Here is a 12,474-nt window from a genome sequence, read left to right as displayed (position 1 = left end):
TTCCTCCGCGCCCTCGGGGAGGCCCGCCTGATCACCCCGCTCCGCTCGCAGGGCGGCCACCGCCGCTACTCGCGCTACCAGTTGCGCATCGCCGCCCGCGCCCGCGAACTCGTGGACCAGGGCACCCCGATCGAGGCGGCCTGCCGCATCGTCATCCTCGAGGACCAGCTCGAAGAAGCCCGCCGCATCAACGAGCAACTGCGCAACGACCGACTGCGCGACGAGCCGCTGCGCGACGAGTCATTGCGCGAGGAGCAATTGCGGGGCGCCTCGCACTAGCGGGCATCGGCGCCCCGCTCCGGCGGCCGGGCCGTTCGGCGGCCTCAGCGGCCTCAGCGGCCCGCCTTGCCGCCGCGCCTCTTCTCCGCCTTGCCCTTCGGCTTCCTGGGCTCTTCCGCCGGGGGCGCGTGGTGCGTACGGACGGGGGAGACCCGCTCGGGAGAGAAAGAGGACGGGGCCGGAGCCGGGGCGGGCGGGTCTGCCGGGGCGGCGGTCGTCCGGGAGCCCACCGGGACGGTGCCGGGGGCCGGGGCGGAGGGCGACGCCGAGGCGGAGGGGTCCGCCACCGGGGCGGATCCGGCGGGGGTGTCCGACGAGGAGAGGGCGGCTCCCGTGAGCAGTGCGGCGACGAGGGCGATGCCTCCGCCGACCAGGGCGCCCCGGGGAGGACGGCCGCGGACCGGGGCCGGCGGCAGGGCCGGTCCCCCGACGGGTGCGAGGGGAGCGGTGACCGCTCCGGGCCCGTGCGGGTTCTCGGGCGGGAGGGGGCCCGGGGCGGAGGCGGTGCGCCAGGCGCCGTCCGCGAACCAGGCCGCCGCCTCGGCGGCCGTGGGCCGCAGGGACGGGTCCTTCGCGAGCATGCGCATCAGGAACTCCTCCAGGGCGGCCGGCAGTACGGCCCCGGCGTCCCGCGGCGGTACGGGACGGGCGCTCACGTGCTGGTAGAGGAGGGCCGTGGCGGTGTCCCCCTGGAACGGCGGCCTGCCGACGGCGAGTTGATACAGGACGCAGCCGAGGGAGTACACGTCCGAGGCCGGTACGGCCGACCGCCCCTCGGCCCGCTCGGGCGCCAGATAGGCGCCGGTGCCCATGATCTGGCCGGTGGTCGTGAGCGCGGCGGCCGGATCGTCGACGAACCGGGCGATGCCGAAGTCCGCGATCTTCACCGAGCCGTCCGCGGCGCGCAGCAGGTTCCCGGGCTTGATGTCCCGGTGCACGATGCCCCGCTCGTGCGCGCCGGCGAGACCGGCGGCCACCTGCGCCCCCACCTCGGCCAGCCGCTCGGGCCCCAGCGGCCCCCCGGTCGCCAGCTCGTCGGCGAGACTGCCGCCCTCGACCAACTCCATCACCAGGAAGGGCCGCCCCTCCCACGTACCGAAGTCGCGCACGCCGACGACATGCGGGTGGTCGAAGCCGCCGGCCGTTCTGGCCTCCAGCGCGAACCGGGCGACGGCGGACCGGTTCGCGTGGACGCACGCCATTAGCTTGACCGCGACGGGACCGCCGAGCAGCTCGTCCGTCGCCCGCCAGACCTCACCCATGCCGCCCTGGCCCACGACCGAGCCCAGCCTGTATCGGTCGGCGATCAGCACTCGTCCACCCCTCCGCCTCGCGCGGGACCGGCGCCAGAGCCTACCGGGACGGCCCGGCCGGGCCCGATGGGGGGTGTGATCCGGTCCACACGGCCGGGTGCGATGACTCCACGCCCCGCCGCCGGTCATAGAGACGACAACGCAGCACGGCACGAACGAAACGGAGGCTCCCATGACCGGCGCAGTGAAGGGTCCTGCCGGCTACTTCCCCTCCATCGAGAAGAAGTACGGCCGCCCGATCGACGAATGGAAGGACCTCATCCGCTCCTCCCCCCTGACCCGGCACATGGAGCTCGTCACCTGGCTCAAGACCACCCACGGTCTCGGCCACGGCCACGCCAACGCCCTCGTCGCCCACACCCTCGCCGAAACGGTCGGCAGGTAGCGCGGGCAGGTAGCGCGGGCACGGAGCGCGGGCACGGAGCGCGGGCACGGAGCGCGGGTGAGGTGCCGATGCGGCCCTGACCCGGCTACGTCCGGCCGGTCGACCGCTGCCGCAGGGTGAGGAAGATCAGCAGGGCGAACGCGATGAGGGCGGCGAGGGTGCGCAGGTTGTTGAAGAGTTCCCAGCGCCGCAGGATCTCCGCGTGATCGGCCGGTGCCGAGGTGACCGCCCATTCCTTGATGCGGCCGTTGATCGGCACGTTGCCGAGGCGGGTGATCAGGAAGGACGCGAGGGCCAGCAGGCCCGCCGTGGCGGCGAGCAGACGGGCGCGGCCGCGTGTCAGGGCCGCGAGGGTGAGGGAGCTCAGCGTCGACACGCCCATCGCCGCCTGCATGGTGATGCCGTTCATCTTCATCAGCTCGGCGTGGAACGTCAGCCGCAGGTCGAGCGGGACCGCGTTGAAGGTCGGGACCAGGTTCGCCGCGCCGTAGCCGAAGGCGCCGGCGAGCAGACCGGTGGCGAGCAGGGCGAGTCCCTGGAGGAGGCGGATGCGCATGGGGGTCACACCTTCGGGGTGAGGAAGCGGTCGGCCGGTTCGCCGTGGAGGTGCCCCGGCGGGAGCCGCCGGCCGAAGGCGAGCAGGAGCAGATCCTGGGCCGCGCCGGACAGGGGCGTACCGGTGCCGAAGGACCAGTCGAGGTCCGTGGCGCGGAGTTCGACGCCGTCCACGTCGGCTCCGAAGAACTTCAGGGTCCTGGCGTCGACGGTGTTCAGGAGGATGCGTACCCGATCCTCGGGAACCCGGCGGCCGAGGCCCAGCGCGACCGTGATGTCCAGGCCGTGGACCACATCGTGGCCCAGGGCCGCCTCGATCCCGCCGACGGGCGGCTTCCAGGGATGTTCCGCGTGGTCGCCGAGGAACGCGGCCAGTTCGCGCGTCGAATGGGCGGCCGCGTCGGCCCGGGCACAGTGATCGGTCATCCGGTGCAGGCTGCCCCGCGCCCTGATCAGTTCCCGCACCGTCCTGGCGAGCGAGTAGCGGAACCCCGTCGTCATGTGCGCCGCGACCTCCCGTACCCGCCAACCCGCGCACAGGCTCGGAGCGTTCCACTGCTCGGGCGACAACCCGTCCAGCACGGCGGCCAGTTCCCGGCGCTCGGCCGCGATCGCGGCTTTGACGTCCGCCGCCGGTGTCCGGTGTGTCGTGTTCCCCATGGCCCCAGCCTCTCGGCCTCCTGGCCATAAGTCCAAGAGTTTGTAGGTCTCGTCACTAGAATGATCAGTTATGGACATCCGGCAGCTCCGGTACTTCGTCACCGTCGCGGAGGAAGCCAACTTCACCCGCGCCGCCGCCCGTCTGCACCTCGCCCAGCCGGGGGTGAGCGCGCAGGTGCGCCGGCTCGAGAAGGAGCTCGGACATCCGCTGCTCGACCGCTCCGGCCGGTCGGTGACCCTGACGGAGGTGGGCGAGGCCGTACTGCCGTACGCGCGGGCCGCGCTCACCGCCGTCGAGGCGGTACGGCAGACCGCGGAGGAGTTCACCGGGCTGCTGCGCGGCCGGGTGGCCATCGGCCTGGTCGCGGGCGCGGCCGCGGCGGCCCACGAGTTCGACCTGGCCGCCGTCCTGGCCGGCTTCCACGAGGACCATCCCCGCGTCGAGATCGCCCTGACCGAGGACACCTCGGAGCGGATGCTCGTCGCCCTGGACCGCGGGGAGCTCGACATCGCCGTGATCGGACTCGCGGACGAGGAACCCCCGCCGGGCGTCTCCGTCCAGGTCCTGGTCGACGAACCCCTGGTCGCGGCCATGGCCCCGGACGACGGCGCCCTGACACCCCCGGACCGCACGAGCATCCCCCTGGCCGAGCTCCGCGACCGCCCACTGATCAGCCTGCCCCGGGGCACGGGGCTGCGCGGCGTCCTCGACCGCGCGTGCGCGCAGGCCGGCTTCCGGCCGCGCATCGCCTTCGAGGCGGCCGCCCCCCTCTTCCTCGCCCAGCTCGCCGCCCGCGGCCTCGGCGTGGCGGTGGTCCCCGCCCTCCCCGCCCACACGGTCGCCGGCCTCGGCCTGCGCACCCTGGCGATCACCGACCCCCACCTACGCGGCCGCGTCGCCCTCGCCTGGCGCTCCACCGGCCCCCCCAGCCCCGCGTCCACCGTCGTCCTGAACCTGCTGCGCACGACCCTCCCGAAGCCGGCCTGACGGCCCCCGCGACGCAGCAGATCGTCGTGGTCGCCCTCCTCGGCGACGCGGCCGGAGTCGAGGAAGCCGATGCGGTGACCTGCCGGACCGTGTGCATCCGGTGGGCCACCATCACCGCGGTTCGGCCCGCTGCCAGCCGCCCAGCCCTGGCGCAGGCACTCGATCACCTCGTCCGGGCGGGCCGCGCTCGCAGCCGCGCCTACCTCGGCGCCGGTGGCGTCGGGGCGGCCCAGGCGCACGTTGTCCTCGATCGTGCCGTCGAAGAGACGGACGTTCTGGAAGTGGGGTTTCGCTTATGGAGCGGACGACGGCAATCGAACCCGGGCTACAAGCTTGTGAATCACCGATGCTCAGCTAGGTCCGACTCTAGCCCTGACCTGCGGGAATGTGCCCTGGGGCATGTTTCCCGCCGTCCCGGTTATGCGGTCCGCTGTCCATCGCTCCGAAGGGCACGACCGCACGGTTCCACGAGGATCAGACCCCGTCTGCCGCTAGGGACCGCCGGGTGCTCAGGGGGAGCCGGGCGACGACGCGCGCGCCTCGGTCGCTGTCCGCGACGACGAGGGAGCCTCCGTGGCGGGAGGCGATCTCGCGGGCGATGGGCAGGCCGAGACCGGCGCCGCCGTCAGAGCGGGAGCGGGCCTCGTCGAGACGGGTGAAGCGCTCGAAGACCCGCTCCCGGTCGGCGGGTGGGATGCCGGGCCCGTCGTCAGTGACCTCGGTGACGACGGTGTCCGCTTCGACCCAGCAACGAATGGCTACTTGGCGGCGAGCGTGCCGACACGCGTTGCCCAGCAAGTTGCGAAGCAGCCGCTCGATTTGCATGGTGCTTCCGCGCACGAGAGCGCCGGGTGGAGCATCGTAGGTGAGCTGCAAGCCCTGCGTGTCGGGCAGATGCTGGTGTTCCCGAATCAGGTCCTCGGCTAGGGAAGACAGGTCGATTTCCTCCGCTGCCGTGGTCGTGTGGGAAGAGCCGTCCATCTGCGCGAGGAGGAGCAGATCGTTGGCGAGGGCTTGGAGGCGGATCACGTCGGCCACGGACTCACGGACCACGGATGGCCAGTCGATGCCCTCAGGATGCTGGAGTGCCGACTCCAATTGTGCTCGCACCGCAGCCAGAGGGCTGCGCAGTTCATGTGCTGCGTCCCCGACGAACTGGCGCTGCCGGATGGACGCTTGCTCCAGCCTGTCCAAGGTGTCATTCGTCGTGCAGGCCAGACGTGCGATGGCGTCGTCTGTGGACGGGACAGGCACCCGCTGGTCCAGGGAGTGACTGGTGATGTGGGCCAAACGCTGGCGGATCGCTTCGACAGGTCGCAGCGAGCGGTCGGCCGTGACGTGGGTGAGGAGACCGGTCAGCACACCGACGGCGGGGGCTCCGGTGGACATCGCGACCCAGTAGACCGTGTCGATGTTGCCCCACTGGTACTGCACCTGCTGCAGTAGATAAACGGCGAGCACCAGCAGCGCCGCGCTCGTGATCGCGGCCGTGAGTACGAGCCGACTCCGGAAGGGGATACGGGGCGCGCCGCTGCCCAGCGCTGTCCAAGCGGCCGTGCCGGTGAGCAGGCCGGTCGTGGGGGCGACGAACGACAGTGCCCACGAGGCCGTGGCGTCGGCAGTGTCGTAGGGCTGGAAAGAGTTGTAGTGCTCGATCCAATGCGCCTGCGTGAAGTAGAGGACGCAGGCAGCAACGCCAGCGGTAGCCGTCGTCCTCGCGCGCACTCCCCCTGCGTATCCACGGGTCGTGATCCAGCAGGCGATCGCCACGCCACCAGCGCCGATCAGGAATCCCGCCCGCCGCAGCAGATCGATCTGCGGGCCGATCCGGTCGGTGGCGAACCGCTCGGGGCCCTCTGGAGCCAGCGGCCCTGCGAGATGGTCGGCGTACTGGAGCCAAGCGGCTGCCGCGACGACCACAAGCGCCGCGGTGAGCGCGGTGACCCAGGCGGCACGGGGCGGATGGATGCTGAAACTAGACGGCAGTGTGCGATCCACGGATACGGTAGCCCCCTCCTCGAACTGTTTCGATCGTGTCCGTGCCGAAGGGACCGTCGATTTTCCGCCGAACCGCACTGATGTAGACCTGCACGATGTTCGGGTCGCCCGTGAAATCGGCAGACCATACCTCTTCCAGCAGATCGTGCTTGGTTGCTACTTCTCCTCCGCGCCGCATGAGGCTTTCCAAGACACCGAATTCCTTGGGCGTCAGGGAAATGGCCGACTCTTTCCGGCCACACGCCCGACGCGCGGGATCGAGCCACAGGTCTTCTGATTCCAGAACGGTATGGGTCCGCGCACCGCCGCGGCGGAGCAGAGCACGAAGTCGCGCCTCCAGGACCACGTACGAGAAGGGTTTGACCAGGTAGTCATCGGCTCCGGTGTCCAGCCCCTCCGCTTCGTCGTACTCGCCGGACTTCGCAGTCAGCATGAGCACGGGGACCGCGTTCTTCTCGGCGCGCAGCCGTGAGCACACCTGGTAGCCGTTGAGACCCGGCAACATGATGTCCAGAATCACTGCGCTGTAGGGAAATTCCCGGGCCATGTGCAGTCCGGTGACGCCGTCGTGGGCCACGTCCACCGCGTAGCCGACCGCAGTCAGCCCCCGCTCCAGAGAGGCGGCCAGTCGCACCTCGTCTTCGATCACCAACACCCGCATGGGCCCAGTATGTCCTGCTCAGCGGATCGGTAGCTGAGGAAATCCTCAGGCATCTTCAGCCCATCCTCAGCGGGTAATCCGCACCATGCGCCCATGCTGCCGATCACCGCACCTGCCCTGCCGAGAACACCGAGCCCCGTCATCAAAGTGCAGCGGCGGCGCACGGGGTCGCGGCTCGTGCCGGGTGTTCTGGCCGCGGCGCTGTTCCTCCTCTACACGGTCTACGCCTTACGTGAGCACGCTCGGTTCGGAACCACCGGCTACGACCTGGGCATCTTCGACCAGGCGGTGCGCTCCTACGCGGAAGGCCGGTGGCCGTCGTCCGAGATCCGCACGGCAACCGCCCCTCCAGGCTTCGGCGGAGACGCGTATCCGCTGCTCAGCGACCACTTCCATCCGATATTGATGCTCCTGGCCCCGCTCTACCTGCTTGCGCCCCATGTGGAGACCTTGCTGATCGGACAGGCGGCGCTCGTCGCCGGATCCACCTACGTGATCACCCGTGCCGCCCAGCGTCACTTGCCGCAGGGCTGGGCCGCTCCGTCACTCGGCCTCGCGTTCGGCCTCTCCTGGGGTCTGCAACAACTCATCGCCTTCGACTTCCACGAAGTCGCGTTCGCCCTACCCCTGCTGGCGCTGGCCGGCCGTGCCTATCTCGACGGACGGTGGGTGGCCGCGGCCTGGTGGGCCGCCGCCCTCCTGCTGGTGAAGGAGGATCTGGGGGTCACGGCCACCGTCTTCGGCCTGCTGATCCTGCGTCACCACCGCCGTGCCGGGCTCGCTCTCGTCGGGTCGTCCCTAGCCGCCAACGCATTCATCGTCCTGGTGGTGATACCCGCCCTCGCCCCGAACGGCCGATACGGATATCTCACTCAACAGTACCCGTACGGCGTGCTCGACGGCTGGCCGACGAAGCTCCTCACGCTGGCGGCGCTCCTGGCGATCACAGCCGGGGCCGCCCTGCGCAGTCCGCTCGCTCTGCTCCTGTTGCCGACCCTGACGTGGCGCCTCTTCTCGCCGAACCCGGCGTACTGGGGCATGGAGTTGCACTACTCCGCCGTCCTCATGCCGATCGCGTTTGTCGCCCTGATCGACACCCTGCGCAAGAGCTCCCGTCTGCCCGTGCTCGCCCCCCTGCTGATCGCTGTCCTTCTCCTTCCGGGCCAGCCGTTGCGCGACCTGGTGACTCCGGGCTTCTGGCGGGACACTCCGCGGCAGACGGCGGCTCGTTCGGCCCTCGCACTTATCCCGTCCGGCGCACGTGTGGCCTCGAGCAACAGCCTCGCATCCCACCTCACCGACCGGGCGACCGTCCACCTGGTCGCCGATGGGGTTCTCGCAAGGCCCCGCGGCGTCGACTGGATTGTGGCTGACGTCCACGATGCCTTTCCGGCCGGCGGGGTCATTGCCGTCCTCGGGCAGGCCGAGCAGAATGGCTGGCGCATCGTCTATGAGCAGCAGGGAGTAGTGGTCCTGCGGAAAACGTCGGGTTCGTAGCGTTGCCACGAACGGGCCGAGGCCCGCCCTCTGAGACAGGGCGGGCCTCGGCCTCTTGCTCACCGAGGAAGCTCAGCTCCACTTCTGGTAGTTGCCGCCGTTGAAGGAGCGGGTGTAGACCTGCCGCGAAGAGTTGCTGTCGAGGACGTAGCCCGTGGCGACGTTGTTCAGCACGTAGCCGGAACCGCTCCAGTAGATGTTCCACTTCTGATAGCTACCGCCGTTGCACGAGAGGGTGTAGACGGCCTGGGCGGCGTTGGTGTCCAGGCAGAGGCCAGTCGCCTGGTTCTTCACGGTGTAGCCGCCGCTGACCGCCGTCACCGTCCACTTCTGGTAGGCGCCGGTGTTGCACGAGAGGGTGTACACCTGGCGGTCGGCGTTGCTGTCCAGGCAGAAGCCGGTGGCGACGTTCTTGAACTGCTCGGTGCCGGGCACGGCCGCCTGCGCGGGAGCGGACAGGGCCAGGATTCCGGCGCCGGCCACGGCTGTGGAGGTTAAGGCGGTAGCGAGCGTCTTTCGGATGGACATGGTTTCCCTTCCGTCGTTCTGGCTGATTGCCGCGAGAAACCTGTCATGCCATTTCGAGGGGGACAACGGAGCTTTCTTGCCAGTCAGCCAACTTCTGTACACGTGCGCCAAGTGCCTTGATTACCAGGCGAGATTTCCTGCTCCGTGTTATGCGCGTTACGGTCGAGCCCAACCTCCCCCGGAATCGATCACTCAAGGAGAGGAAAGCGGAGCCTCCGGTGCCGCGTCCCGGTCAAATGAGGGAAGGATCTTCACCTCTCGACCTAAACAGCATGATGTAAAGGGAAGTTAAGTAGCCTGATTGTCAAGTCATTGGATAGGCCGGATTCGTCGGTTCAAGACTCGACCGCAGTGCGGCGTCCTTCCCTGGCGAGCCGGATCCGCTCCCCGACGCCCACCGCCGGGGACGCGCGGCGGACTGAAGGAGTCCGCCGCCCCAGTCGAGACGCGCCGAGGCCTTGTCGAGTGGAGCGATCGACCGACGTATGGCCGCGTACCGTGACGCTTCCGGTGACGGCAACGTTGACGCGGTCGGCCACGGCAGAAGGGCGCGGCTGCGGAGGCTGGACACGGTGGCGAGATGGTGACGCAAGGCATGAGTCACCATCTCGGAAGGGATATCACCGCATCGCACTGGGACAGGGGGCACGGGCGGAGCACTGCACCTCGTGCGCACCGTTCGCCTGGACGGCAGCGTGCCTTTGGCCACTGCGCTTGTTACGGATTCGATGTCGCCTTCACCCAGGTGGAATGCCAACAGCCAGCAGTGGAAGGCCGCAGCCGACACCCTCCCAGCCGTCTGTGAGATGGCTCCCGGATGGGTGCGCCACCAGATGCTCCGCAGGGCCGTCATCAGCAGCGCCGTTTATCCCTCCGGCCTCAGACCCGGCTTTCGGCGCAGGCCGTACGCGTGGTTGTAGGGCGCTTCGGCGTCGGTGGCCCGGAGGAAGTGAGGCTGCCTCTTCGGCCTGCCGCCGACCGTGCGACAAGCAACTCCAACCGGGGCGCCGCACTCGCGGCACTCGAGGGCCTCCGTCAGGCCCTGTGCCCTGATCTCGTCGAGCACCGTACTGCGCTGCTTCCACCAGGCCTCTCTCTGGTCCTGTTGCAGGTAGCTCGGAGTCTTTGCACGGACGGAAGGCTCGCTGGCGCCTCGGAGTCACCGTGGGGGCCGGACAGGGGTTTGGTGACGACGGCCATCTGGACCGCGCGCTCACCCACATCCCGTTCCGCTTCCACGGCATCGACTCGCTGCCACAAGTGGCGCTCGAAGTCGGCCAGCGTCGCCTGAGGATGCGTTCGGGAGTAATTCAAAGCCTCCATGCGGAAGGCGCGCAGAATGGTGAGCGAGTGCTGCTCTCTGTGGTTGGTGAACTCAGGCACCGCGATCCCGGATGTTCTCTATCGGGTGGTCGGGCTGAGCGGAGCTCAGAGGTACCGGACGAACGCGGTCTCCCGGCGTTCGGCGGCGTCGTGGTGTGCACTCAGGTGGGGGCGCATCACCCACAGGTTCTCGCGGAGGGGTGCCAGGTGAGTTGGACCACGGCCTTCTCCCGAGCCTCCCGCTCGGTGTCGTCCATTTCGCTGACGGGGATGTCGATCGGGTAGGGCTTCGTCGCCACGAGCGCCGCTTGGCCCGCCACCCAGCGGAGCAGGCGGCAGATCAGCAGCCGGCCGACCCCGCCCAGCTCCTGACGCTCGCTCCGTGGGCACTGGGCCAGCGACGCCAGGGGCTAGAAGCCGCGCATTGTCGGCCTCGTCGTCGTCCGGCTCACAGTGGCAGGACAGCCAGGCGGCACCATTCCAGTGCTCCAGACGGTTCAGAGACCTCAGGAGGTCCGCCCCGGAGGATGTGGCGTCGGTCATGACGTCACACGCTAGCCACGCGGCCTTTGACAGGGCTGGACAACGACGAAGCCCCAGGTCGCTGACCTGGGGCTTCGTGCAAGAGCGGATGACGGGAATCGAACCCGCGCTATAAGCTTGGGAAGCTCATGTTCTACCATTAAACTACATCCGCAGTGCCGCCCGAAGATCGATGCGGCATCGTTGCACACTCTACCCCATCCGGCACTTCAGACGAAGCGGCCCCTGCGGAGTGCCGCGTGGGGTGGCGTCCCGTTGATCCCCTAATGTGGCTGTCTCGTCCACCACTTGTCGGGGAAGGGACTTGATGGGTTCGATGGAGCGCACCGTCGTCCGTTGTGCCGAGGGGCACGTGTTCAGTACCGCTTCGTTCCCGCTGCAGCAGCTCGGGGCCGGGCGGATCGGGCCCGGGCGGCTCATTCGGTGTCCGCGGTGTGCGCGGTTGCGGCATGCGGTGCCCGTGGAGCTCGAGCGGCGCTGATGGCGTACGGGGGGCGCGGGGTCTTCCCGATTGGGGGAGCTCCGCGCCCTCTGCGTATCGTGGGAGCGTGCTTCTCTCAGACAAGGACATCCGGGCCGAGATCGATGCCGGCCGGGTGCGCATCGACCCGTACGACGAATCCATGGTGCAGCCCTCGAGCATCGACGTGCGGCTCGACCGCTTCTTCCGGGTGTTCGAGAACCACCGCCACCCCCACATCGACCCCGCCGTCGAGCAGCTCGACCTGACGCGCCAGGTCGAGCCGGAGGGCGACGAGGCGTTCATCCTGCACCCGGGCGAGTTCGTGCTCGCCTCGACCTACGAGGTCATCACCCTGCCGGACGACATCGCCTCCCGGCTGGAGGGGAAGAGCTCCCTGGGGCGGCTCGGTCTCGTCACGCACTCGACCGCCGGGTTCATCGACCCCGGTTTCTCCGGGCACGTGACCCTGGAGCTGTCGAACCTCGCCACCCTGCCGATCAAGCTGTGGCCGGGCATGAAGATCGGGCAGCTCTGCATGTTCCGTCTCAGCTCGCCGGCCGAGTACCCGTACGGGAGCGAGCGGTACGGCTCCCGTTACCAGGGCCAGCGGGGGCCGACGGCCTCCCGCTCGTACATGAACTTCCATCGGACCCAGGTGTGAGGCGGCAGCCGCATGAGTGAAGTACGCGAGAACCTGACGTACGAGGGCTTCGGGCGCGCGATCCGCGAGCTCGCCCAGACCATCGCCGACGACGGCTACGAGCCGGACATCGTCCTCTCCATCGCCCGCGGCGGCGTCTTCGTCGCCGGCGGCCTGGCCTACGCCCTGGACTGCAAGAACATCCACCTGGTCAACGTGGAGTTCTACACCGGCGTCGGGACCACGCTGGAGATGCCGGTCATGCTGGCGCCGGTGCCGAACGCGATCGACTTCTCCGACAAGAAGGTCCTGATCGCCGACGACGTCGCCGACACCGGCAAGACCCTCAAGCTCGTCCACGACTTCTGCGTCGACCACGTCGCCGAGGTCCGCTCCGCGGTCGTCTACGAGAAGTCGCACTCCCTCGTGAAGTGCGAGTACGTCTGGAAGAAGACCGACGACTGGATCAACTTCCCCTGGTCCGTCGAGCCGCCCGTCGTCCGCCGCGAGGGCCAGGTCCTCGACGCCTGAGACGCCGATCCCCGGCACCCGGTCATACGGAAGGGGCCCCCGCCGACCCATGTCCGGGTGACCGGCGTCACATCGTCAATTCACAGCGATCGACTTGCCGGATTTGGGGT

General features: G+C 69.3%; 12 protein-coding genes and 1 tRNA gene. 6 read left to right on the top strand and 7 right to left on the bottom strand.

Going from position 1 to position 12,474, the window contains the following annotated elements; genetic code table 11:
* Positions 1-279 (top strand): MerR family transcriptional regulator (locus tag ABZ135_RS38155; RefSeq protein ID WP_356702903.1); only part of this gene is annotated, 279 nt, incomplete at its 5' end.
* Positions 280-332: 53 nt separating this feature from the next.
* Here the strand turns inward: ABZ135_RS38155 and ABZ135_RS38150 are convergent.
* Positions 333-1,592 (bottom strand): serine/threonine-protein kinase, encoded by a 1,260-nt coding sequence (locus ABZ135_RS38150; protein ID WP_356702901.1) that lies wholly within the window; start codon positions 1,590-1,592, stop codon positions 333-335.
* A 172-nt stretch (positions 1,593-1,764) separates the two neighbouring features.
* Between ABZ135_RS38150 and ABZ135_RS38145 the strand changes: the two genes are divergently transcribed.
* Positions 1,765-1,977 (top strand): DUF4287 domain-containing protein, encoded by a 213-nt coding sequence (locus ABZ135_RS38145; protein ID WP_356702899.1) that lies wholly within the window; start codon positions 1,765-1,767, stop codon positions 1,975-1,977.
* A gap of 85 nt (positions 1,978-2,062) precedes the next feature.
* Here ABZ135_RS38145 and ABZ135_RS38140 read toward each other — a convergent pair whose 3' ends face one another.
* Both ABZ135_RS38140 and ABZ135_RS38135 read right to left on the bottom strand, forming a co-directional pair.
* A complete protein-coding gene (locus ABZ135_RS38140) occupies positions 2,063-2,533 on the bottom strand; it encodes an anthrone oxygenase family protein (RefSeq protein WP_356702897.1) in 471 nt (156 codons plus the stop codon).
* 5 nt (positions 2,534-2,538) lie between these two features.
* Positions 2,539-3,192, bottom strand: a complete 654-nt coding sequence (locus tag ABZ135_RS38135; protein ID WP_356702895.1) for a maleylpyruvate isomerase family mycothiol-dependent enzyme — start codon at positions 3,190-3,192, stop codon at positions 2,539-2,541.
* A 70-nt stretch (positions 3,193-3,262) separates the two neighbouring features.
* Here ABZ135_RS38135 and ABZ135_RS38130 point away from each other — a divergent pair, with 70 nt between their 5' ends.
* The gene (locus tag ABZ135_RS38130; RefSeq protein ID WP_356702893.1) at positions 3,263-4,180 is read left to right on the top strand and encodes a LysR family transcriptional regulator; all 918 of its coding nucleotides are present in this window, start codon (positions 3,263-3,265) and stop codon (positions 4,178-4,180) included.
* A gap of 474 nt (positions 4,181-4,654) precedes the next feature.
* Here the strand turns inward: ABZ135_RS38130 and ABZ135_RS38125 are convergent, their stop codons facing one another.
* Together ABZ135_RS38125 and ABZ135_RS38120 are read right to left on the bottom strand one after the other, a co-directional pair.
* Positions 4,655-6,178, bottom strand: a complete 1,524-nt coding sequence (locus ABZ135_RS38125) for a HAMP domain-containing sensor histidine kinase (RefSeq protein ID WP_356702891.1) — start codon at positions 6,176-6,178, stop codon at positions 4,655-4,657.
* Positions 6,156-6,839 carry a response regulator transcription factor gene (locus ABZ135_RS38120; protein WP_356702888.1) on the bottom strand — a complete coding sequence of 228 codons (684 nt, stop codon included), beginning with the start codon at positions 6,837-6,839 and terminating at the stop codon, positions 6,156-6,158. The genes ABZ135_RS38125 and ABZ135_RS38120 overlap by 23 nt, the downstream gene beginning before the upstream one ends.
* A 93-nt stretch (positions 6,840-6,932) precedes the next feature.
* On the opposite strand from ABZ135_RS38120, the gene ABZ135_RS38115 reads away from it, so the two are divergent.
* Positions 6,933-8,336, top strand: coding sequence for a DUF2079 domain-containing protein (locus ABZ135_RS38115; RefSeq protein WP_356702886.1), 1,404 nt, complete (start codon positions 6,933-6,935; stop codon positions 8,334-8,336).
* 72 nt (positions 8,337-8,408) lie between these two features.
* Here ABZ135_RS38115 and ABZ135_RS38110 read toward each other — a convergent pair whose 3' ends face one another.
* On the bottom strand, positions 8,409-8,819 hold the full coding sequence (locus ABZ135_RS38110) for an RICIN domain-containing protein (protein ID WP_356702884.1): 411 nt from the start codon (positions 8,817-8,819) through the stop codon (positions 8,409-8,411).
* A gap of 1,994 nt (positions 8,820-10,813) precedes the next feature.
* A tRNA-Gly gene (locus ABZ135_RS38105) sits at positions 10,814-10,884 on the bottom strand.
* A 394-nt stretch (positions 10,885-11,278) separates the two neighbouring features.
* On the opposite strand from ABZ135_RS38105, the gene dcd reads away from it, so the two are divergent.
* Together dcd and ABZ135_RS38095 are read left to right on the top strand one after the other, a co-directional pair.
* Complete coding sequence (gene dcd / locus ABZ135_RS38100) at positions 11,279-11,854, top strand: dCTP deaminase (RefSeq protein WP_345487036.1); 576 nt, start codon at positions 11,279-11,281, stop codon at positions 11,852-11,854.
* 12 nt (positions 11,855-11,866) lie between these two features.
* A complete protein-coding gene (locus ABZ135_RS38095; protein WP_356702882.1) occupies positions 11,867-12,364 on the top strand; it encodes a phosphoribosyltransferase in 498 nt (165 codons plus the stop codon).
* The last annotated feature ends 110 nt before the right edge of the window (positions 12,365-12,474 follow it).

It is taken from the genome of Streptomyces sp. NPDC006339, assembly GCF_040612775.1.
Taxonomy (GTDB): domain Bacteria; phylum Actinomycetota; class Actinomycetes; order Streptomycetales; family Streptomycetaceae; genus Streptomyces.
Note: the sequence above shows the minus strand (reverse complement) of the source record. Positions and strands in the feature narration are given on the sequence as shown.